This is a genomic window from Bradyrhizobium sp. JR4.3 (assembly GCF_040547695.1).
Taxonomy (GTDB): domain Bacteria; phylum Pseudomonadota; class Alphaproteobacteria; order Rhizobiales; family Xanthobacteraceae; genus Bradyrhizobium; species Bradyrhizobium canariense.
This window is the reverse complement of sequence record NZ_JBEPQF010000025.1, coordinates 18,338-39,888: the sequence shown is the minus strand read 5'-3', so window position 1 is coordinate 39,888 and position 21,551 is coordinate 18,338. Positions and strand designations below refer to the sequence as shown.

The following is a 21,551-nucleotide window of genomic DNA, read 5'->3' as shown; positions in this document are numbered from 1 at the left end:
TAGAACGGACGAAGAGCGCCACTGAAAGCGCCATCACGGGAGGGATCTGTTTGGTGGCTACCAGTCTTGAAGTGCGCGGCGTGTCCTTGCGATTCGGCGGCGTTCGTGCGCTGACCGATGTCGGCTTCGCCGTCAGGGAAGGCGAGCTGTTCTCGATCATCGGCCCCAACGGCGCCGGCAAGACCTCGATCGTGAACTGTATTTCCGGCCGCTACAAGCCGACCGAAGGCCAGCTGTTCTACCTGGGCCGCGACATCACCGGCCTGACGCCCAACGCGCGCGCGTCGCTCGGCATCGGCCGCACCTTTCAGAACCTGGCGCTGTTCCACCACATGAGCGTGCTCGACAACATCATGGTCGGACGCCATCACCTCCTGAAGAACAATTTCCTTACGGGCTCGCTGTACTGGCTCACCGGCGCGCGCAAGGAAGAGCTCGAGCACCGCCGCAAGGTGGAAGAAATCATCGATTTCCTCGATCTCCAGTCGGTGCGAAAGGCGCCGGCCGGCACTCTCTCCTACGGCTTGCGTAAGCGCGTCGAGCTCGCCCGCGCCATGGCGCTGGAGCCGCGCCTCATTCTCCTCGACGAGCCGATGGCCGGCATGAACTTCGAGGAGAAGGAGGATATGGCCCGCTATATCGTCGATCTCAACGAAGAGTTCGGCATGACCGTAGTGATGATCGAGCACGACATGGGCGTGGTGATGGACATCTCCCACCGCGTCATGGTGCTGGATTTCGGCCGCAAGATCGCCGAGGGCGATCCGGCCGCCGTGCTCGCTGATCCGCACGTCAGGCGCGCCTACCTCGGCGAAGAGGACGAGGTGCTGGTCGATCCTGACGATGCTCCGCCGGCGCAGGAGAGCGCGGCATGATGGATTACGCAGGCCGCGTTGCTCAGGCCGAAACCTATCCGAAGATGCTCCGGCTCAATGCGAAGGAGTACGGCAACGAAATTGCGCTGCGCGAGAAGGATCTTGGGCTGTGGCGCCCGTTCACCTGGAACGACTACCAGACGCGGGTGCGCGACTTCGCGCTCGGCCTCGTCGAACTGGGCCTTGGACGCCAGGATGTCATCGGCATCATCGGCGACAACCGGCCGGACTGGGTCGCGGCGGAAATCGCCACTCATGCGGTTGGAGGCTTGAGCCTCGGGCTCTACCGCGACGTGCTCGACGAAGAAGCTTCGTATCTCCTCAATTATGGCGAGGCGCAGCTCGTTTTCGCCGAGGACGAGGAGCAGGTCGACAAGCTGCTCACCCTGGCAGACCGCGTCCCAAAGCTGAAGCACATCATCTATTCCGATCCGCGCGGCATGCGGAAATACGACGATCCGCGTTTGATGTCGGCGGAGACGTTTGCCGAACTCGGCCGGGCGCGGGCTACGCGCGAACCGGAACTTTACGACCGGCTGGTGGACGCGACCAAGGGCGAGGACGTCGCGATCCTCTGCACGACATCAGGCACCACCTCGCATCCAAAGCTTGCGATGCTCGCCGCCGGCCGCGTGCTCGGCCATTGCGCGACATATCTCGCTTTCGACCCGAAAGGGCCCGACGACGAATACGCGTCGGTGCTGCCGCTGCCTTGGATCATGGAACAGGTCTATGTACTCGGCAAAGGCCTCTTGTGCCGGATGAAGATCAACTTCGTCGAAGAGCCCGAGACCATGATGAACGATCTGCGCGAGATCGCGCCGACGTTTGTCCTGTTTGCGCCGCGCGTTTGGGAATCGATCGCCGCCGACGTCCGCGCCAGGGTGATGGACGCAACGCCGTTCAAGCAGCGCCTGTTCGACATCGGCATGAAGAGCGGGCTTGCCGCGCTCGAACAGGGCGAGCGTTCCGGCTTTGCCGACGCGATCCTGTTCCGTGCATTGCGCGACCGTCTCGGCTTCACCCGCCTGCGTTCAGCCGCAACCGGCGGCGCGGCACTCGGGCCCGAGACCTTCAAGTTCTTCCAGGCCATGGGCGTGCCGCTGCGCACGCTCTACGGCCAGACCGAGCTGCTGGGGGCTTACACGCTGCATCCTGCTGGCAAGGTCGATTCCGACACGACGGGCGTGCCGATGGCCGACAGCGTCGAGATCCGCATCGACAATGCCGACGTCCACGGCGTCGGCGAGATCGTGGTGCGGCATCCCAACATGTTCCTCGGCTACTACAAGAACCCGGAGGCGAGCGTCGCCGACGTCAAGGACGGCTGGATGCTGTCGGGCGACGCCGGCTATTTCAACGCGAATCGCCAGCTCGTGGTGATCGACCGCATCAAGGATCTCGCCGAGACCTCGCGCGGCGAGCGCTTCTCGCCGCAATTCATCGAGAACAAGTTGAAGTTCTCGCCCTATATCGCGGAAGCCGTGGTGCTGGGCTCGGGGCGCGACGCGCTCGCCGCAATGATCTGCATCCGCTACTCCATCATCTCCAAATGGGCGGAGAAGAACCGGCTCTCGTTTACGACCTACAGCGACCTGGCCTCGCGGCCCGAGGTTTATGCGCTGCTCAAAAAGGAAGTCGAGACCGTCAACGCGAGTCTGCCGCCGGCACAGCGCATCTCCCGTTTCCTGCTGCTCTACAAGGAGCTCGACGCCGACGACGGCGAGCTCACCCGCACGCGGAAAGTGCGTCGTAGCGTCATCAACGAGAAATACGAAGGCATCATCGACGCGATCTACCGCGGCCAGGCCGACATCCCCGTGGACACCGTGATCCGCTTCCAGGACGGCAGCACGCAGCGCGTACGTACAACGCTGAGGGTCGTGGACCTGGGCGGACCCGGGCACATGACGGAGGCCGCGGAGTGAGCCTACTTCGAACCGAGAGCGCGATGCGGGTCGATGCGCCCTCTCCCCTTGCGGGAGAGGGCATCTCCGCTATTAGCCAAGACCCCACTCGGGTGAGGGGTCCTCTCTCCCCGCCCTTACTGCTGAGACAACCCCTCACCCGTCTTCGCTTCGCGAAGCCACCCTCTCCCACAAGGGGAGAGGGGAAGAGCGCGCCGGATTTGTCAGCGAGCACCACTTCATGAACACCGCCTTCCTCATCCAGCTCCTGGTCAACGGCCTCGTGGTCGGCACGCTCTATGGCGTGGTCGCGATGTCCTTTGTGCTGATCTACAAGGCTAGCCAGGTCGTCAATTTCGCGCAGGGCGAGCTCTTGCTTGTCGGTGCCTGGGTGTGCTGGACCTTGCTCGCGAAATACCAGGTGCCGTTCTGGATTGGCATGCCGATGACGCTGGTGTTCATGTTCGTGTTCGGCATCGCGGTGCAAGTCCTGATCCTGCGACCGATGATCGGCGAACCCATCATCTCGGTCATCATGGTGACGATCGGCCTGTCCACCGTGCTGCAGGCGACGTTGAAATGGATGTTCGGCGTCAATCCGCAGCCGTTCCCGCGCGTGTTCGAGAGCCAGTCCGTCAGCCTGCTCGGGCTTCAGATCCAAACCGTCTATGTCATGAGCCTCGTCGTCTCGATCGCGATGATGATCGGCATGGCCTGGTTCTTCCGCGCCTCGAAGTACGGACTTGCGATGCGCGCCACCGCGTTCAACCAGCAGGTGGCACAGTCGCTCGGCATCTCCGTGAAAAGCGTGTTCGCGATGGCGTGGGCGATCTCAGCGACGGTTTCCGCGGTCGCGGGCGTCGTCGTTGCCGTGGTGAACGGCGTCTCGTCCGGGTTGGCCGGCTACGGCATTAAGGTGTTTCCGGCGGCGATCCTTGGCGGACTCGATTCCGTCGGCGGCGCCGTGCTCGGCGGCATCATCATCGGCCTGCTCGAGAACATCGCGCAATATGTCGACAGCGAATACCTTCACTGGGGCAATCTCTACGAGATCGCGCCGTTCTACGTCCTCATCATCGTGCTGATGATCAAGCCCTACGGCCTGTTCGGCACCCACGACATCGAGCGGATCTGATCCATGGCCGGCCCTGTCCTCATCCCTGCTGGTGACTTCCGCACCTCCTATGCGGCCGACACCACGATCTTTCCGACTACGACCAGCCGCAATTTTGCGATCGCCGGCGTGCTGCTGCTGTGCTTCGCGCCCCAGTTCTTCAGCGGTTACTGGCTCAGTATCCTGATCCAGATCGGCATCTTCTCGATCGCGGCGCTGGGGCTGAACATCCTGGTCGGCTTCACCGGCCAGATCTCGATCGGCCATGCCGCCTTCTTCCTGCTCGGCGCTTTCACCTCGGCCTACATCTCCAACAACGCGCCGATCCCGGTGTTCTTCGCGATCCCGCTTGCCGGCATCATCACGGCGCTGGTCGGGCTGATCTTCGGCATCCCGGCGGCGCGCCTGAAGGGGCTCTACCTAGTGATCGCGACACTGGCCGCGCAATACATCCTGCTCGACTTCTTCTCCCGCGCCGAGTGGTTCACCGGCGGCTCGGTGCCGGCGAGCGCAACTCCGTTCTCGATCTTCGGCTACACGCTGCGCGGCGACAGGCAATATTTCTACGTTGTGCTGGCCTATGTGCTGGCGAGCTACATCCTCGTCACCAACCTGATGCGTACCCGCGATGGCCGTGCGCTGGTGGCGATCCGCGACCATTATCTCTCCGCCGAGATCATGGGCATCAACCTCACAAAGTATCGCACGCTGTCGTTCGGCCTTGCCGCGTTCTTCGCCGGCATCGCCGGCGCGCTCTATGCGCACTACCAGCTCGTGGTATCGCAAGAGGGTTTCGGCATCGAACGTTCGATCCTGTTCCTCGCCATGATCATCATCGGCGGGACCGGTTCGATCATGGGCACGCTGATGGGCACCGCGTTCGTGGTGCTGCTGCCCGAGACGATGGAGTTCCTCAGCGTTGCGCTGAAGGGCGGCGCAATCGACAAGGCGCTGTCGCTCAACAATAACATCACCTTCCTGCGCGAGATCGCGATCGGGGTGATCATCATCGCGTTCCTGATGTTCGAGCCCGACGGGCTCGCCCATCGCTGGCGACAGATCAAGGCGTACTGGAAACTCTACCCGTTCTCGCATTGAGCGCGGGCAACTCGCTAACCAACAAATAAACAGGAGGAGGCAACCCATGAAGACAAAATCCCTTTTGAGCACCGCGTCGCTGGCGCTGGCGATCGCCGCATTCTCGGCAAGCGCGCAGGCGCAGATCGCGATCGGGCACCTCGCCGATTATTCCGGCGGCACCTCCGACGTCGGCACACCCTATGGCCAGGCCGTCGCCGACACCTTCGCCTGGGTCAACAAGAACGGCGGCGTCGGCGGCAAGCAGCTCAATGTCGACACCAACGACTATGGCTACCAGGTGCCGCGCGCCATCGCGCTCTACAAGAAATGGTCGGCGCCCGACTCCAAGGTCGCGGCCATCATGGGCTGGGGCACGGCAGACACCGAGGCGCTGACCGGCTTCCTCGCACAAGACAAGATCCCTGACATGTCCGGCTCCTATGCCGCCGCGCTCACCGACCCCGAAGGTATCAGCGGCAAGGCAAAGCCCGCGCCGTACAATTTCTTCTACGGCCCGAGCTATTCGGACTCGCTCCGCGCCATGCTGATGTGGGCGGCCGAGGACTGGAAGGCCAAGGGCAAGTCCGGCAAGCCGAAATTCGTCCACATGGGGGCCAACCACCCTTATCCGAACGCACCGAAGGCCGCCGGCGAAGCCATGGCGCAGGAGCTCGGTTTCGAGGTGCTACCGCCGCTGGTGTTCGCGCTCGCGCCGGGTGACTACAGCGCGCAGTGCCTGAGCCTGAAATCCTCGGGCGCCAACTACGCCTATCTCGGCAACACCGCCGCGTCCAACATCTCGGTGATGAAGGCCTGCAAGACCGCCGGAGTCGACATCCAATTCATGGGCAATGTCTGGGGCATGGACGAGAACGCCGCCAAGACCGCCGGCGATGCCGCCGACGGCGTGATCTTCCCGCTGCGCACCGCTGTGAGCTGGGGCGGCGATGCGCCCGGCATGAAGACCGTGATGGAGATCTCGAAGATGTCCGACCCGACCGGCAAGGTCTATCGGCCCGTGCACTACATCGCGGCGGTGTGCTCGGCGCTCTACATGAAGGAGGCGATCGATTGGGCCGCCAAGAACGGCGGCGCAACCGGCGAGAACGTCGCCAAGGGCTTCTACCAGAAGAAGGACTGGGTGCCGGCCGGCATGGAAGGCGTCTGCAATCCCTCGACCTGGACCGACAAGGACCACCGCGGCACGTTGAAGGTCGATCTCTACCGCACCAAGATTGCGGGCGCGACCGACGGCGACCTCAACGACCTCATGGCCAAGGGCGCGATCAAACTCGAGAAGGTCAAGACGGTCGAGCTGCCGCGCAAGCCGGAATTGCTGGGCTGGTGAGCCTAGCTTTCGCAGTACGCACAACTGTTATCCCCCGCCTTGTGCGCAGCGCGCACTGGAGCGGGGGATCCAGTACGCCGCGACTTCCCGGTGAATCTCCGGCGTCTCTGGAACACTGAGTCACCCCGCCCCAGTGCGCAATTGCGCACAAGGCAGATGACGACATCGAGAGAGTAACTGATCATGAGTGAAGCGGCTCACATCGAGCGCCCCTCCCCGACCGTCGTATCCGCGCCGCCTCTCCTCGCCGTGCGCAACATCGAGGTCGTCTATGACGACGTCATCCTGGTGCTGCGCGGCCTCAGCCTCGACGTGCCCAAGGGGGCGATCGTGGCGCTGCTCGGCGCCAACGGTGCCGGCAAGTCGACGACGCTGAAGGCGATCTCGGGGCTGCTCAAGACTGAGGACGGAGAGGTCACGCGCGGCGAGATCCTGTTCGAGGGCGAGCGCATCAACGGCATCGATCCCGACAAGATCGTCCGCCGCGGCATCTTCCAGGTGATGGAGGGACGCCGCATCGTCGCCGACATGACCTCGTTGGAAAACCTCAAGCTCGGCGCCTTCACCCGCAAGGACCGCGAGGTCGGTGCCGATCTCGACATGGTCTTCAACTATTTCCCGCGCCTGAAGGAGCGCACGGGGCTCGCCGGCTATCTCTCCGGCGGCGAGCAGCAGATGCTCGCGATCGGCCGCGCGCTGATGGCCCGCCCGAAGATGATCCTGATGGACGAGCCGTCGATGGGCCTGTCACCCCTGCTCGTGAAAGAGGTGTTCTCGATCATCCAGAAGATCAACCGCGACCTCGGCGTCACCATCCTGCTGGTCGAGCAGAACGCACGCGCCGCGCTGTCGGTGGCAAGCCACGGCTACATCATGGAGCAGGGCAAGATCGTGCTCGACGGCACCGCGGATGAATTGCGCGACAACGAGGACGTCAAGGAATTCTATCTTGGCGGCGCCGGCGACCAGCGCAAGAGCTTCAAGAACCTCAAGAGCTTCAAGCGGCGCAAGCGCTGGCTATAGCGGTTTTCAAGCGAAGTAGGAACCGGCTCGCGTGAAGAAAGCGCGTCAAAACAACAGATTCTCAGCTCAGCACCTGCTCCGCTTCCGTGACTGCGCAGAGAACATGATAGAACGACGACGCAGGAATGGTGTCGCTCAGCGATGTTCCGTCGCGATCGAAATGATCGTACCAGCCACCTTTGACGGGATGGCTGAGATAATGCCGTTCGAGCCGCATCAGCGCCGCGCGCGCTTCCTCCGCCGCCCCCGCCTCGCCGGACTCGGCTTGGGCGATCCACGCCTTGGCAATCTCGGTCTGCGGCCACAGCCGGCGCGATCCGCGGCGGATGTTGCCGGTGTCGTCGCCCTCATCGACGAGGCAGCCGGTGGCCTCGTCGCGATAGCGCAGCGCGGTTTCCAGCAGCTCGGCGCGCCGCTGCCCGGTCGGACATCCCGTGATGCGTTCAAACCCCTTCAGGAGCCAGACCCATTCCGCCTGGTGGCCCGGCTCGACGCTGACCGGCTCGATCTTCGACCAGTCCTCCTCGAAATATTCCGTCAGGATGTGTTTCTGCTTGTCGTAGAGATTGGCCAGGAACAGCGCGAAGAATTCACCGGCGCGGTTCTGGAACGACAAATCATGGGTCGCCTCGAAACACGCGATCATCGCCTCGAACAGGTGCATGTGCGGGTTCTGCCGGCGCGGCAGCGACACCGGAAGGCTCTCATGCACGCCGCCATGCGGCGAGCGCAGATGGCCGTCGAGGAAGGCCAGCAGCGCGTCAATCTCGGCTCGAACCTGGGCGTCCTGGTCGAGCGCATAGACGGTCGCGAGCGCAAACAGGATGAAGGCGTGGTCATAGGCGTCGCGCCGACCGTCCAGCACCGCGCCCTCCGGCGTCAGCCGATGCACGAAACCAGGCCGGCCGTCGGGCGCTTTCGCGCATGCCAGCAGATGCTCCAGCCCTCTCAGCGCCACCGCGCGCCCCTCGGGGTACCAGCCCATCTGCGCCGCCTTGGCAAAGCACCAGATCTGGCGCGCCTGCACGAACACGCGCCGGGGCGCGGCCGCATCCGCGGAACCATCCGCGTGCAGCCGGTCGACGAAGCCGCCGGCGCCGGGGTCCCAGCCGACGGACGACCACAGCGGCAGCGCCTCCTCGATCATACGGTGCTTGAGGCGCGCGACCACGTCGGCCGCCCCCTCCGCCGCAACGATCCGTTCGTCCGTCACCCCAAGCTCTCCAGGCCGCCACGATTGCCGTCTGATACCCATGCCGGCGGCGGCGTGCAACCAACCCGGAAAGACCCGTCATGACCGCCCATTATGATGCCCTTGAGACGCGCGAGGCCGCCGCGCGCGAGGCCGAGCTGTTCTCCCGCCTGCCGGGCGTGCTGCGGGCCGCGATGGCCGCCCCGGCCTATGCCGAACGGCTTAGGGGTCTGGACCCGAGCTCGGTAACCTCCAGAGCGGCGCTGGCGCACCTGCCGGTGCTGCGCAAGTCGGAACTACCGGCCCTACACAAGGCCTCACAGCCCTTTGGAGGCTTCGTGGCGGCCGTGCCTGGCTCATTCGCTCGCCTCTACACGTCTCCCGGCCCGATTTTCGAGGCGGAGGGGAGGCAGGCCGACCCTTGGCGCGGCGCACGGGCGCTGTTCGCGGCCGGGTTCCGGGAGGGCGACATCGTGCTCAACACCTTCAGCTACCATCTCACGCCCGGTGGCTTCATCTTCGACGCGTCGGCACGCGCGCTCGGCTGCGCGGTGATCCCCGCAGGTCCTGGCAATACAGAACAGCAATTCGAGTTGATCGAGGCCTATCGGCCTGTCGGCTATAGCGGAACGCCCGACTTCCTGAAGATTTTGCTCGATACCGCGGCGAGCGCCGGCCGCGACGTCTCCTCGATCAAGCGGGCGATGGTATCCGGCGCCGCTTTCCCGCCCTCGCTCCAGGCCGAGATCAAGGCGCGCGGCATCGACGCCTACGAGGCCTTCGGCACGGCAGATCTCGGCCTTGTTGCTTTCGAGACGGCGGCGCGCGAGGGCATGGTCGTGAACGAGGACCTGATCATGGAGATCGTCAAGCCCGGCACTGGCGATCCGGCGGCGCCGGGCGATGTCGGCGAGATCATCGTCACCTCGCTCGATCCGCACCATCCCTGGATCCGGCTCGCGCTGGGCGACCTTACCGCGGCGCTGCCGGGCACGAGCCGGTGCGGGCGCACCAACATGCGCATTAAGGGCTGGATGGGCCGTGCCGACCAGACCACCAAAGTCAAGGGCATGTTCGTCCGCCCTGAGCAGATCGCAGAGATCGGCAAGCGCCATCCCGGGCTCGGGCGGCTGCGTCTCGTCGTCACGCGCGAACGCGAGACGGATGCGATGACGCTGAAGGCAGAGACGAGCGGGCCGAGCGAGGCCCTGCGGGACGACGTCGCAGCCACCTTGCGCGCGGTGACAAAGCTCGGCGGCGCCGTTGAACTCGTGGGCCCGGGCACGCTGCCGAACGACGGCAAGGTGATCGCGGACGAGCGCTAGAACTCTCGGATCGCGCGAACGACGTCCTCCTGCTGCCCGCGGGTGATCTCCGCAAACATCGGCAGGGACAGGATGCTGGACTGGTCGGCGCTGGCATTCGGGAACTGGGATGGACTGTGCCCGAAGCGCCGATAGGCCGGCAGCAGCGGCAGCGCGGTCGGATAGTTGATCGCGGTCTGGATGCCCTTCGTGCTCAGATGCTTGGCCAGCGCATCGCGCCGGGGATGCTTGATCGTGTAGAGGTGATAGACATGGTCTCGCCCGGGCGCGACCCGCGGCACCTCAACCTCCTCGATCGGATTGAGGCCGGCGTCGTAGATCTCCGCTGCCTCTTGTCGCGCACGCGTCCAGTCCGCCAGATACGGCAGCTTGGCCGAGAGGATCGCAGCCTGTATGCCATCGAGCCGACTGTTGATGCCCTCGATGTTGTGCTGGTGCTTTACGAGCCCGCCGTGGCGCGCCAGCATGGTCATGTGCTCGGCGAGGTCAGCGTCATTGGTGACGATCGCACCAGCGTCACCCATCGCGCCGAGATTCTTGCCGGGATAGAATGAATAGGTGGCGGCCGCTCCGAACGTTCCGACCATCTGCCCCTTATAGCGTGCGAGGTGCGCCTGAGCGCAGTCTTCGATCACCCACAATCCATGCTTCTTCGCGATCGCCATGATCGCATCCATCTCGGCGGGCTGTCCGTAAAGATGCACGGGAATGATGCCGACGGTACGCGCGGTGATCGCGGCCTCGATGGCCGCGGGGCCGATGGTGAAGGTCGCCCCGTCGGTGTCGCAGAACCTGACCGTCGCGCCGGCATGCGTGATCATCGCCGAAGTCGATATCCAGGAATGCGCCGTCGTGATGACCTCGTCGCCGGGCTTCACCTTCAGCGCCGCCATGGCGAGATAGAGCGCATCCGTCCCGTTGGCGCAGGAGACGCAATGCGCGACGGAGGCGGCCTTCGCAAAGTCGCGCTCGAAAGCGTCGACATAGTGGCCGCGGATGAAGGCGTTGTCACGGATCACAGCGGCAACCGCAGCGTCGATCTCGCCCTTGATGTTCTGATACTGGAGTTGAAGGTCAGCGAAGGGAACCGCCATGGTTATTCCCGCAAGGTCAGGAGCCGGGCCGGATTGCCAGCATAGGTGCCGGCAATGGTGATATCCTTGGTCACCACCGATCCGGCGCCGATCACGACGTCCTCGGCGATCGTCACGGGCATGATCGTCGCGTTCGACCCGATCGACACGCGATTGCCGATCCGGGTCTCGCGCCACAATTCCTTCCGCCCGCGGGCCGGGCCGCCACTCGCAAAGGTGTCGTTGATGAACATCACGCCATGGCCGATGAAGCAATCCTCGCCGATGCTGACGAGCTCGCAGACAAAGCTGTGGGATTGCACGCGCGTGCGGGCGCCGATCACGACGTCCTTCTGGATCTCGGTGAACGGCCCGATGAAACAGCCGTCACCGATCTTGCAGCCGTAGAGATTGCAGGGCTCGACGACCTTCACGCCGGCGCCGAACGTGACGTCGCGGATACCGGCCTGGTGGCGCTCGGGATCGTTCACGGGGCGACACCCAGCCGGCTGCGACGCGGCACGAAACGGAGCGACACCTCCTGCCCAGTCTCGATGGATTCATAAAGCGCGGAGATCAGCTCGAGGCTCTTGCGACCCTGAAGACCGTCGACCAGTGCCGCGCCGCGATCAGCGAGACACTCGACCACGTGCTGATAATACGCCTGATGGCCGAAGCCGTAGACGTTCGGTGGGTTGACCGAGAATTTCTCGATCACCTCCTTGTCCGTCGGCAGCTCGTTGACGAAGCGCCAGTGCCGGATCTGGTTCATGGCGAAGCCGCCAACTTCGACCGTGCCTTTCTCGCCGAGGATCGAGAGCGAGCCCTCGAGATCGGCGGGCCGTGCAGCGGTCGTGGCCTCGATGATCCCGAGCGCGGCGCTGCGGAATTTCAGTGTCGCCACCGCCGTATCTTCGGTCTCGATCTTCACCAGCGCGGTGGTGCTGCGGGCGTGGACGCTGACAACGTCACCGAAGAACCATTCCAGCATGTCGATGTGATGGCTGGCCTGATTGGTGAGCACGCCGCCGTCCTGAGCCCAGGTGCCGCGCCAGGCGTCCTGGTCGTAATAGGCCTGATCCCGGCACCAGCGGACGCGGACGGTGCCGAGCACGAGCTTGCCGAACCTGCCGGCATCGAGCGCCTCGCGCGCCTTAACGATCGGGACGTTGAAGCGGTTCTGCTTGACGACGAAGAGCTTGACGCCGGCCTCGTCGCAGGCGCGGATCATGTCGTCGGCATCCTGCAACCGCAGGGCCATCGGCTTCTCGACAATGACGTGCTTTCCGGCGCGCGCACAGGCGATCGCATGCTGGGGATGCTGGCCGCTCGGGGTGAGGACCGCAACGGCATCGATATCCTTGCGCGCGAGCAGATCGTCGATCTCGTAATGCGCGGCGACGCCGAACCTCGCGGCGATCGCATCGGCGCGCGCGCGCTCGGAATCGCAGACCGCGACGAGGGCTGCCCCCTCGATGTGGTTGCCCCCCAGCAAGTCGGAGTGGCGCTTGGCGATGCGCCCGCATCCGAGCAGGCCAAATCTGATCATGGGACCTCGGTTTCCGTGAGCGCCCGAAACAGCGGGCTCCAAGCGCACAATCCGGCTTGACCTATATTAACAAAAGCTGGGTCGAATCAAGACATTCCACCGATGCGGCAACCCTATTCGCGCCCATGAGATCGAAGCTATCTGGTCCTTGCGCCGCGCATCACATCCGTGGCAAGCCCCACGAAATCGGCGACGAAAGCGCAAACCCGGTCCTCGAGGTCCGGCTGCAACTCCCGAACGACCGGGGCCCGAGCCGACTGGGCCACATTCAGGATGTGATCGGCCAATGCCTGGGCGTCATCGACGCCGAAATATTGCGCCGCGCCGCCGGTCTGCTCGCGGTGAACGTCGAGGTCGGACAGGAGCATCGGAACGCCAAACGCTTTTGCCTCTTCGACCGTCGTGCTCCATCCTTCGCACCTCGACGGGTTGATGAGCGCTGCCGATGCCCGTAGCAGTGCGTAAACGTGGTTCAGCGGGATCATGCCGAGATGGCGGAAGTTCGAAACAAGACCGCGGTCCTTGACCTGCCTCATCACGCTTTCGAAATAGTCGGGCTCGCGCGGATCGTAAGTGCTGCCCGAAGCCGCAACGATGACATCAAGCCCGCGCCGTTTCACCAGATCAAGCGCATCGACGACGAGCTCGTGGTTCTTGTGCCGCCAGAACTGGTTCGGCAGGTAGAAATACGGTTGCGGCAGGTCGTATTGCAAGATGACATCGACAGGATCGGCCGAAAGCAGATCCGAAGGAGGCGCGGTGGCGAAGCGCACCACCGAGACGCCCTTAGTCATGGCGGGATAGAATTTCCTGAGATCGCCAAGCGCGCTCGCGCTGCTCAACATGATGTGGCGGCCCGATGCGATCTGAACCCGGAAACCGAACTCGCGACGCCAATACGCGGCATTGGAGAAGAGATGCGGCAACAGTCGATGCTGAAAATCTGGAAACCATGCAATCGCGGGAAACGGCAGGCGCCAACCGAAGAATCGGGCGGATTCGAACACCATGTCGATGTTGCGATCGCGGAACAGTGCGGTCGCAGGTTTGTCGAGTCCGAGCGTGAGCGCGCTGAAGAGCTTGCTACCGGCGCGATCGAATACCGGCGACTGGACCACTTGCACGCCCGGGATTCGTGCGTAGGCCGCTACCTCGGCGGCATCATCTTTCGCGCCGGCGAACAACACCGGCGCGATCGCGCCGGGACGATAGCGGTTCAGCACCTCGAAGAGGTTGCGCTGATAGTTGTGCCCACCCGCCCACAGGCGCGAGGGAATATTTGTGAAAGCGACCCGCAGCGCCGGCTCAGCCACCAATCTGACCCTTGAACCATTCCACGTAATCGGCGAGTCCCCATTCAAGCGGAATCCGCCACTCGAACTTCATGTCACGCAGACGTCTGTCGTCGGCAAGCAGGCTTGTCGGATCTCCCGACCGCGCGACCTTGGAGTAGTGGACCATGGTGTCGCCTCCCCAATTCCTGATGATGCCCTGAGCAATGTCGGCCACGCTTGTGCCCCGCCCGGAACCGCCATTGATCACACGAAAACGCTCTTGCTGTGAACTCTCCCCCATCTGCACCAGCAATCGGGCCACGTCGCGCACGTCGGTCCAGTCCCGTATTTCAGCGCCCGTCCCGCCGAGCGTGAGCGGGGCCTCTCCAGCGCTGAGCCGCGAGCAAATGTCCCAAAGCAACTGCTTGCGCAGGTTCGGTCCAAAGACCGAAAACAATCGCACGGCGACGCAACGAATCCCGTAGCTACGCGCGTAGCTCCTGCACAGTTGCTCCATCATTAGCTTGTGCTCGCCGTAGGGCGACATCGGCGTCAGCGTGGCGTCCTCGGAGATCGGGCCGGCATGGTCGGCCCCGTAGACAGCCGCACTCGAGACGACAACCAACTGGCATTTGGGCGCAAAGCTGCGGAGCCATTCCAGGAGGCGCGCCGTGCTGGCGACGGTACGCGAAAAATCCTCGAAGGGCCGCTCTACCGACAACCCGACGGACGAACCTCCAGCGAGGTGGAAGATCCGCGAGGGAAGCCCATGCGCCGCCGCGAGCATGTTGAGATTGGCTGCATCAACCTCGCCATTGATCCAGGTCTGCAGGCCGAGCCGGCGCGCTTCGGATGGGTCCAGCGCACCGTGCCCGACGCCATGAAGGACATTGCCGGTCCTCGCCAGCTCACGAACGAGATGGCGGCCGATGAACCCGTTAGCGCCTGTGACCCAGATGGACATCGAACTTTCTTATGCTCAACTAGCGGCATTTCGAACAGCAAGCCGGATCGGCTTCCGATCTGATGCCTTGCTGATTGTCTCATCGCTCATCCGGAGACAACTCCCTGACGACGGTTGCGGGATTTCCGGCAACAATCGCGTAGGCCGGAACGTCCTTGGTGACAACCGCTCCTGCGGCTACGATCCCGCCCTCCCCAATCGTCACGCCGCGCATGACCATCGCGCCGGCGCCGATCCAGGCGTCATCACTTATCTTAATTGGACGATCATCAAGAAAAACCTTTCTGGGGTGGCCCCTCGAAAAGATCTGCTTGGCCTGCTCGTGCCGCTCGCTAGCCTTGATTGGATGCGAGAGATTGTCGAAGATATTCACTGCATGTGAGATCAGGACCCGATTGCCAATTTGGATCGACGCGCCCGACCAAATCCGCGTGCCCACGCCCACGTAACACCATTCTCCAATTGATATCCGGCCGCCGTGACCAAGAACCATCAGTTCGCCCCTGATATGCGAATGGGGGCCGATGGCAATCTTATTGCTATCGCCAAGCGCGTTCCTGATCCTTGCGCAGTGAGCCAGAAAAGCGCCCTCTTGCAAACGGCAGGTGGCACGCCCGATGAGCCGTTGGGCGAGCAAATGGAGATTAACCCCGTCAATGAATCTTGCGCAGGGGCGCGCAAGCTCGGCGAGGCTGAACATCAAGGTTTCCTCTTATATGGCGCCGACGCCTTCGCCCGAAAACGCACAGGACACCTCCCAAAAATCAGGCTTCGATCTTCAATGGACGACATTCGAAGCGATGCGTCAAATGGCTAGAGACGAGCTACGATAGCCTGAAACAGGCCCCACTGACGCGCTTTAGTGTGGACTTCATTGACTCGAATTCGGCCGTTCATGGCTATTTGCCGTGCGTGGGTCCAGTCGGAGATTGCTCGCTCGATCTGCTCAAGACACTCCTTCTCATCGTGGTATACCAGCATCGTTTCGTCAGCGACCATTCCCTCGGGATAGTGGCCAGCATCCGAAACCAGCAGCGCACCGCACCCCATCGCCTCGAAGCAACGCATGTTGCCGCGATCCTGGCCTGCCATGTCGATCGCCCCATTGAGGACGATCTTGGACCGTCCGATTAATTCGTAGAGCTCTCTCCCAAAGAGCGGCGGCTTGGCGATCCCCGCAACTATCTTTGGTCGCCGATACTTTTTGAGCGGCAATAGGTAGCCGACCGAACTCTCCGCAAGTCTTGTCAAACGCGACGAGTCAAGACAATAAACGATCTGTCGGCTTCCCGCGAGAGCAGCAACCTTCTCGAGCGTTCTTGCTCGCGCCGAATGATGCCGCGAGTAGCCGCCGACAAACAGCACGTCGATGGGGCGGTCATCCTGTACGTAATCGCTCATTGCAGGATCTATTGCGGGCGAAAACCATTCCGCCCGGCACCCCTTGTCGCGCCATGACTGCAGAATCGACGGGAAATTTCCGAGCACCGCGCCGTAGGCCGTCAGGTCTGCGTTTCCCGACGGTGCCGCGCGCCAACAGAGTGTCTTCTTCACGCAGCCAGGCAGCCTGCGAACGAAGGAGTTCGGAAACGCCACTGGATCGAGATTGTAGAGCACTTCGGTTCTGTGTTGCTCGATCTGCGCGAGCAGGATGTCTTCGGGCGCGGCTCCCGAACGAACACCATGTTCGCGTGCCCACCGGCCTTGTAGACGGCTATCGTTGGCGCAGGTCAGAAACGCGCTCGCATCACCGTCGAGCACAGGTTGCAGAAAGTGAAGCGCGCCGAACCGATCGTTCAGAAAGGCGCTGCGTCGCGCCTGAAAGCTAAAGCCTTCTGGTGCCAGGCGATCCAGTCGCGCGAGGTACGAACTCGTGAGACCGCAGTTCTGAAAAACCCGCATATCTAGGCGTACCTTGCCAGCGTCCACTTCATATTAAGATACGGCCAAATCCGGCCGGCCGCCTCCCAGTCCCACGCCTTGGCCGCGGTCAAGCGGCCGACCGTCGCCGATAGGCTGGCTTCATCGACCAACTCGGCGAATGCCGGGACCTTGGACTCGAGCAAGGCTGTAATCCAGCCGGCAAGCGGGCCGTTGAGCCACTCCGGCATCGGCGAATTGAAGCCGACCTTGCGTCGCTCGGTACGGATCGATTCCGGCATCAGGTTGGCCATTGCCCGCCGCGCGACGGCCTTGGTGTGGCCGTCCGACAGCTTGCTCGATTCCGGCAGAGCCATCGTATAGGTCACCAGGCGCCAGTCCATGAACGGCATGCGGACCTCGATACCGTGAGCCATCGAAAGACGATCGTAGTTGCGCAGAATGGTGGGCAGCACCGTGCTGTGGAACATGCGGTAGAGTCGGCGATTCAAGGCACCCCATTCGCGCGGCAACTCGTCGCCTTCGGCGACCAGCGGCAGCTCGTCGGGAACGTTCAACAGACCGCCGCGCAGGAAGTAGTGTCCTCGGGCCCTGACCGTCAACGCACGCGCGAGATCGACGCCGCGCCGCGCCAGCGCCGAGCGGGAGGCAAGGTCGGCCGCCGCGTTGCGGATTCGGAAGGCGCCCGCTTGTCCGTCCTGCAAATAAGCGCCCATCAGCTCGTCCGCGCCATGGCCATCCAGCGACACCGTCACGTCGTGGCGTCTCAGCTCCCGGTAGATTAGCCACGCGGCGCTGGGCAGCCCGATATAGACGTCGTCATTGTCGTCCAGGATCTGGTCGATATCGGTCAACGCATCTCCGAGCCCGATTTCGAGAAACGTGGGCGCGACGCTGGCCCAGGCGGCCGCGACCTCGGCCATCGGCCGTTCGTCGTTGGCAGCGCCCGGGAACGTCGCGACGAAAGCGTGCCGCCATGCGGTGCTGTCGCGCGGTCCCATGCCGGCCCTCTCATGCGCCGCCATCGCGCAGATCACCGCTGAGGAATCGAAGCCTCCGGACAAGCACGTTCCGATTGGGACATCGCTGCGCATCCGCAAGGCCACGGCGTCCTGGAACAACTCGCGAAAACGATCCACGCGTTCGGCTTCGGTGGGCGGTATGTTCGGCAGATGGTCGACGGTGCGCCACCAGCGCCGGACCTCCACCTTACCCTGGCGCAGCCACATGCAGTGACCGCCCTGCAGCCGGCGCACGTCGCGAAACAGTGTCCGTTCGCTCCCCTCGATGCCGAAGGCGTCGAGCAACAGACGTCGTGCCACATCGGTATCGATCGACGCATCGATCAATCCGCTGCGCGCCAGCGCACGCTGCTCGGACGCGAAAACGAGGCGTTCGGACGACAAGGCGTACAACAGCGGTTTGATGCCGAAACGATCTCGCGCCAGAAACAATTCGCCGCTGACGGTATCAAAGATCGCTAGCGCCCACATGCCGTTGAAACGCTGTAGCATGTCCTCGCTCCAGGCCTGCCAGGCCGCGAGGATCACCTCGGTATCCGACTGGGTGCGAAAGATCGCGCCGCGCTTTTCGAGTTCCCGGCGCAATTCGAGAAAATTGTAGATCTCGCCGTTGAAGACGATCACGTGGCGGCCATCGGCGGAGAGCATCGGCTGACGGCCACCCTCGCCGGGATCGATGATTCCAAGGCGGCGGTGGCCGAACGCCAGACTTCGGTCGACGCTGAACCAGGTTCCCTCACCGAACGGACCACGATGCGCGATCAGATGGGTCAGCCGCGAGATGTCCTCCGGCGGAACGGCCGTGCCGCGAAGATTCACGATGCCAGCAATTCCGCACATTCCCTAGACAGCCTTGAGGGGCACAAAACGGCCAACGATGACGCAGAGGTCGCGCCAGCACATGGCCCGGTAGGGGCCGAGCTGCGAGGCACCGACTGCAAAGACAAAGATGCTCGCTGCCGACAAGGATGCGACACCGCCGACAGACCACCATGCCGGCGCTGAATCGAATGCAACATGGCCGAAGCCATAGCGAAGGGCCAGTGCAACCAGGATCCCGACGCCAAGCGGCATCAGCATGAAATGGAGCACGCGCGACCATATTCGGGCGATCCTGACACTGCGCCAAACCAGGATGACGGTCGTAATCATCTGCGCGATCATGCCGACACAAGCGCTCCAGCCTGCGGCCTGCCAACCAAAGCGCGGCAACGCGATCAAGCTGGTTGCAAGCGTAACGACACCCGTGCAGAGAGAGATCAGCGCGTTGGCCTGCGAGCGCCCCTGCGCCAGCAAATAGAACGCAAGAACATTGGCGCTCGATCCCAATATGCCGGCGATCGACAGCACCACGAGTACGTTCTCGGCTCCAGCCGCAATTTCGGCGCCGGTCCAGAGATGGAGCAACTGTCCGGCGACGGGGATGAGCGCGCCAAGCGCGCTCGCAGCAAGCAGGTTCAGGATCCAGGACGAGCGGAACAGCAGATCGACCTTGCGGTCTTCCGCCTCCTTGTGCAGCGAGCTGAAGAACGGAAACAGGGTCTCGCCCATCTTCAGGACTCCGATGTACACGGCTTCCTCGAGGCGCTGCGCAACGCCATAGAATCCGACGAATTGCGGCTGCAGGAGCGCGCCAAGCAGATATCGGTCCGCCTGCGCCGCAAACAGTCCACCGCCCTGTGCGGCCAGCTGCCAACCGCCGAGCTGGAACAGCCGTCGCAACGCGTCGCGATGGAAAGCCGGTCGCGCCAGCCATTCCCCCACCGCATGGCGAGACCAACCGAGGGTCGCGAGCAGACTGGCCGCAAAGCCCAGTGCCTGACAGCCGAGAAATGTCGACGCATGCGGCGCGGACGGGACGAGGAGCAGCATGGATGCGGTCGCGGTAACGGTACTGATGATACTGATGGACGCAATCCGCCGATAATCCTGACGGGCCGTGAACAGCGTGAGAAGAACCGCCGACAAGCATTGGCATAGCCAGCCGAAGCTCGCCAATGCAAAGGCGCGCTCGAGATCGTCGCCCACCGGTCCGCTGAGATGAAATCCAAGGCGCGCGAGCGGCGCGCCGGCGAAGGCATAGAAAGCCGCAATCAAGATGCCTGCACCGATCGCCAACGCCATCGCGGTTGCAAACATCCTTCGCGCATCGTGGCGATCGGATTTCGCCAACCGCTGCGCAAGTTCGCGCGCCGTCGACATTGACAGCGAGTTGCTGAACACCAGCGCCGGCGCAATGCAGGCAGTGACCAGCCCCGCGACGCCGAATGCAGCCGGGCCAAGGCGAAACACGACGAACGGCAAGATGGCCAGGTTGAGCGCTACCGCCACCACAAACGCCATTGCGTTCCAAGCCGAATTTCCAAGCAGATCGGACGAACCTTTTCTCACGCAATTCCAACCGTTAGGGCCATGCCTTCTCGCGCGCGGTCATCAGTCCATTCCTGCAACCAGAAAAGCGGCTCCAGACAGGGGACGAAGCTTCCGAAGGCGGTCTTAAGACGATTGGGGGGGCTAAGCAATGGTCGCCAGCACTTAAGTTGCACCGCAGATCAGCGCGCCGCTGGTGCCCGGGCGGCGCGCTCACAACCGCAGGACCTAAAACCGAGGAGCCGGTTGATGGCGCACCGGCAAGCTGGCATCTTCGGACAACGACGAGGCTGCCGGCGGCATAAATCGCAAGCCAGGCCGGCGACGTCTTACCGAACCAGAAATGCAGGAAGGCCGGAAACAGCAGGAGCTGCTGGCTTAGGCCGAGCAGCATCTGCACCAGATTTGCCGACCACCCGTGAATGAGCCGCCCGCGGCGGCCGGCAACTTCCATCTTCCCATGCCCGGCATCCTTGACGGACGCATCAACTTGCAAGCCGGTCGAGGCGCTCGGGCGGATGGAAGGCTCAGGCAAGGGAATTGATCCGTGGTACCGGCCTTGTCCCGGTCGAGAGACACAGCTCTACACCGAACAGGGACTGCGGAGCCACCGCCTCTCCGGCAATGCCCCCTTTGAGGCGTAGGACGGGCGCCCCGCTTGCAGGAAGATCGGCAGCAGATGGCCCGCGCGATCCCGGATCAGAGACCGTCGGATTCGCCGTTCTTCGGCGTCGAACGGGATGAACGGGACAAAAGACGTGTTGCCGGCCGCCGGCATGGTCAGCCCTCCGGCGGTGCCGGGCGGGACGCCCGCAAGACCGCGCACGGAGGTGCAGCCGCCGGCGTATCCGGCCGCTGCAGCGCAAGCACTTCGCTCCGATCGCCCTGCTTAATCGTAACCTCGCGCGACTGAACCGAGCTCAGGGACCAACCGGCCCGCGATTCACCCTGGCGCAGGTGGATGACCTTCTGATCGGTGCTGTCGAGCAAGATTGCGATAGCATCGCCCTCACCCACCACGGCCCCGAGCAGGACCAACGGCGGCAGCGTCTCGGCCGACTTCGGCGGCGGCGCGGCTACCTCCTCGACCGGCATCGCGGCGACCACGCGCGGCAGCGGCCGTCGCGACGCCGAGAAGATCGGACGCTCTTGGGTCGCAGTCAGCGCGGACAAACGCACTGCCCACAGCGGGTCTCCACGAGGGACCGGGTCGCTTGGCCTGGGCGGACGCCGATGCCAAGAGCGCGGCAATTCGCTGCAGTTTATAGTGCTAGGGGTCGTTCCTGGCCGCGTGCGCCATCATCGGGCGAAGTGGAGAGGTCCGAGCGCGTCGAGCTCTTCCGCAAGCGGGCGCTCCCATGAGGGAGGCTGAATGCCGTAGGCTTCCATGAGGCAGGTTAAGTCCAACCGGGAATTGGTCGGACGCGTCACCTTGGAGTGGTATTCCGAGCTTGCGATCGGTATCACCTCGGTTGCCTTCAGCGAGACGCCGCGAGACCGCAAAGACTCAAGAATCGCGTGCGTGGGCGATTGCCGTGCACTAGACGAAGTGTT

19 protein-coding genes are annotated in these 21,551 nt (G+C 63.4%); 7 read left to right on the top strand and 12 right to left on the bottom strand.

Translation table 11 applies throughout. From position 1 onward, the window contains the following. The first annotated feature begins 53 nt into the window (after positions 1-53). The 6 genes from ABIB91_RS30420 (at position 54) to ABIB91_RS30395 (ending at position 7,347) form a co-directional block, all read left to right on the top strand. On the top strand, positions 54-875 hold the full coding sequence (locus ABIB91_RS30420) for an ABC transporter ATP-binding protein (RefSeq protein ID WP_354169965.1): 822 nt from the start codon (positions 54-56) through the stop codon (positions 873-875). Beyond that, a complete protein-coding gene (locus ABIB91_RS30415) occupies positions 872-2,803 on the top strand; it encodes a long-chain fatty acid--CoA ligase (RefSeq protein WP_354169963.1) in 1,932 nt (643 codons plus the stop codon). Before ABIB91_RS30420 ends, ABIB91_RS30415 begins: the two co-directional genes overlap by 4 nt. A gap of 220 nt (positions 2,804-3,023) precedes the next feature. Next, positions 3,024-3,917 (top strand): branched-chain amino acid ABC transporter permease, encoded by an 894-nt coding sequence (locus ABIB91_RS30410; protein ID WP_247392420.1) that lies wholly within the window; start codon positions 3,024-3,026, stop codon positions 3,915-3,917. A gap of 3 nt (positions 3,918-3,920) precedes the next feature. Continuing rightward, positions 3,921-4,994, top strand: a complete 1,074-nt coding sequence (locus tag ABIB91_RS30405; RefSeq protein ID WP_354169961.1) for a branched-chain amino acid ABC transporter permease — start codon at positions 3,921-3,923, stop codon at positions 4,992-4,994. A gap of 46 nt (positions 4,995-5,040) precedes the next feature. Beyond that, complete coding sequence (locus ABIB91_RS30400; RefSeq protein WP_026233336.1) at positions 5,041-6,324, top strand: ABC transporter substrate-binding protein; 1,284 nt, start codon at positions 5,041-5,043, stop codon at positions 6,322-6,324. A gap of 183 nt (positions 6,325-6,507) precedes the next feature. Further along, positions 6,508-7,347: an ABC transporter ATP-binding protein gene (locus ABIB91_RS30395; protein WP_354169958.1), complete on the top strand. Its 840-nt coding sequence runs from the start codon at positions 6,508-6,510 to the stop codon at positions 7,345-7,347. 61 nt (positions 7,348-7,408) lie between these two features. Here ABIB91_RS30395 and ABIB91_RS30390 read toward each other — a convergent pair whose 3' ends face one another. Continuing rightward, complete coding sequence (locus tag ABIB91_RS30390) at positions 7,409-8,560, bottom strand: AGE family epimerase/isomerase (protein WP_354169956.1); 1,152 nt, start codon at positions 8,558-8,560, stop codon at positions 7,409-7,411. An 80-nt stretch (positions 8,561-8,640) separates the two neighbouring features. On the opposite strand from ABIB91_RS30390, the gene ABIB91_RS30385 reads away from it, so the two are divergent. Continuing rightward, the gene (locus tag ABIB91_RS30385; protein ID WP_354169954.1) at positions 8,641-9,864 is read left to right on the top strand and encodes a phenylacetate--CoA ligase family protein; all 1,224 of its coding nucleotides are present in this window, start codon (positions 8,641-8,643) and stop codon (positions 9,862-9,864) included. Here the strand turns inward: ABIB91_RS30385 and ABIB91_RS30380 are convergent. The 11 genes from ABIB91_RS30380 to ABIB91_RS30330 form a co-directional block, all read right to left on the bottom strand. Then, complete coding sequence (locus tag ABIB91_RS30380; RefSeq protein WP_354169952.1) at positions 9,861-10,958, bottom strand: DegT/DnrJ/EryC1/StrS family aminotransferase; 1,098 nt, start codon at positions 10,956-10,958, stop codon at positions 9,861-9,863. The genes ABIB91_RS30385 and ABIB91_RS30380 overlap by 4 nt on opposite strands. Positions 10,959-10,960: 2 nt before the next feature. Further along, the gene (locus ABIB91_RS30375; protein WP_085360012.1) at positions 10,961-11,428 is read right to left on the bottom strand and encodes an acyltransferase; all 468 of its coding nucleotides are present in this window, start codon (positions 11,426-11,428) and stop codon (positions 10,961-10,963) included. Continuing rightward, the gene (locus tag ABIB91_RS30370) at positions 11,425-12,486 is read right to left on the bottom strand and encodes a Gfo/Idh/MocA family protein (RefSeq protein ID WP_085360014.1); all 1,062 of its coding nucleotides are present in this window, start codon (positions 12,484-12,486) and stop codon (positions 11,425-11,427) included. Before ABIB91_RS30370 ends, ABIB91_RS30375 begins: the two co-directional genes overlap by 4 nt. A gap of 137 nt (positions 12,487-12,623) precedes the next feature. Further along, positions 12,624-13,799, bottom strand: coding sequence for a glycosyltransferase family 4 protein (locus ABIB91_RS30365; protein ID WP_354169949.1), 1,176 nt, complete (start codon positions 13,797-13,799; stop codon positions 12,624-12,626). After that, a complete protein-coding gene (locus ABIB91_RS30360) occupies positions 13,792-14,724 on the bottom strand; it encodes an NAD-dependent epimerase/dehydratase family protein (RefSeq protein ID WP_354169947.1) in 933 nt (310 codons plus the stop codon). The genes ABIB91_RS30365 and ABIB91_RS30360 overlap by 8 nt, the downstream gene beginning before the upstream one ends. Positions 14,725-14,803: 79 nt before the next feature. After that, positions 14,804-15,424, bottom strand: coding sequence for an acyltransferase (locus ABIB91_RS30355; RefSeq protein WP_354169945.1), 621 nt, complete (start codon positions 15,422-15,424; stop codon positions 14,804-14,806). 113 nt (positions 15,425-15,537) lie between these two features. After that, complete coding sequence (locus ABIB91_RS30350; RefSeq protein WP_354169943.1) at positions 15,538-16,626, bottom strand: glycosyltransferase family protein; 1,089 nt, start codon at positions 16,624-16,626, stop codon at positions 15,538-15,540. A 2-nt stretch (positions 16,627-16,628) separates the two neighbouring features. Beyond that, complete coding sequence (gene asnB, locus ABIB91_RS30345) at positions 16,629-18,467, bottom strand: asparagine synthase (glutamine-hydrolyzing) (protein ID WP_354169941.1); 1,839 nt, start codon at positions 18,465-18,467, stop codon at positions 16,629-16,631. Between the two features lie 3 nt (positions 18,468-18,470). Then, positions 18,471-20,018 carry a lipopolysaccharide biosynthesis protein gene (locus ABIB91_RS30340; RefSeq protein ID WP_354169939.1) on the bottom strand — a complete coding sequence of 516 codons (1,548 nt, stop codon included), beginning with the start codon at positions 20,016-20,018 and terminating at the stop codon, positions 18,471-18,473. Positions 20,019-20,777: 759 nt separating this feature from the next. After that, positions 20,778-21,170, bottom strand: coding sequence for a hypothetical protein (locus ABIB91_RS30335; RefSeq protein ID WP_354169937.1), 393 nt, complete (start codon positions 21,168-21,170; stop codon positions 20,778-20,780). A gap of 126 nt (positions 21,171-21,296) precedes the next feature. Beyond that, positions 21,297-21,512 (bottom strand): sugar nucleotide-binding protein, encoded by a 216-nt coding sequence (locus ABIB91_RS30330; RefSeq protein ID WP_354170082.1) that lies wholly within the window; start codon positions 21,510-21,512, stop codon positions 21,297-21,299. Between the last annotated feature and the right edge of the window lie 39 nt (positions 21,513-21,551).

What these genes read in the sequence shown, in the direction of transcription:
- ABIB91_RS30385 (WP_354169954.1), top strand. Translation starts at nt 8,641, where the DNA reads ATGACCGCCCATTATGATGCCCTTGAGACGCGCGAGGCCGCCGCGCGC.
- ABIB91_RS30350 (WP_354169943.1), bottom strand. Translation starts at nt 16,626, where the DNA reads ATGCGGGTTTTTCAGAACTGCGGTCTCACGAGTTCGTACCTCGCGCGA.
- ABIB91_RS30405 (WP_354169961.1), top strand. Translation starts at nt 3,921, where the DNA reads ATGGCCGGCCCTGTCCTCATCCCTGCTGGTGACTTCCGCACCTCCTAT.
- ABIB91_RS30370 (WP_085360014.1), bottom strand. Translation starts at nt 12,486, where the DNA reads ATGATCAGATTTGGCCTGCTCGGATGCGGGCGCATCGCCAAGCGCCAC.
- ABIB91_RS30360 (WP_354169947.1), bottom strand. Translation starts at nt 14,724, where the DNA reads ATGTCCATCTGGGTCACAGGCGCTAACGGGTTCATCGGCCGCCATCTC.
- ABIB91_RS30410 (WP_247392420.1), top strand. Translation starts at nt 3,024, where the DNA reads ATGAACACCGCCTTCCTCATCCAGCTCCTGGTCAACGGCCTCGTGGTC.
- ABIB91_RS30400 (WP_026233336.1), top strand. Translation starts at nt 5,041, where the DNA reads ATGAAGACAAAATCCCTTTTGAGCACCGCGTCGCTGGCGCTGGCGATC.
- ABIB91_RS30395 (WP_354169958.1), top strand. Translation starts at nt 6,508, where the DNA reads ATGAGTGAAGCGGCTCACATCGAGCGCCCCTCCCCGACCGTCGTATCC.
- asnB (WP_354169941.1), bottom strand. Translation starts at nt 18,467, where the DNA reads ATGTGCGGAATTGCTGGCATCGTGAATCTTCGCGGCACGGCCGTTCCG.
- ABIB91_RS30355 (WP_354169945.1), bottom strand. Translation starts at nt 15,424, where the DNA reads ATGTTCAGCCTCGCCGAGCTTGCGCGCCCCTGCGCAAGATTCATTGAC.
- ABIB91_RS30415 (WP_354169963.1), top strand. Translation starts at nt 872, where the DNA reads ATGATGGATTACGCAGGCCGCGTTGCTCAGGCCGAAACCTATCCGAAG.
- ABIB91_RS30380 (WP_354169952.1), bottom strand. Translation starts at nt 10,958, where the DNA reads ATGGCGGTTCCCTTCGCTGACCTTCAACTCCAGTATCAGAACATCAAG.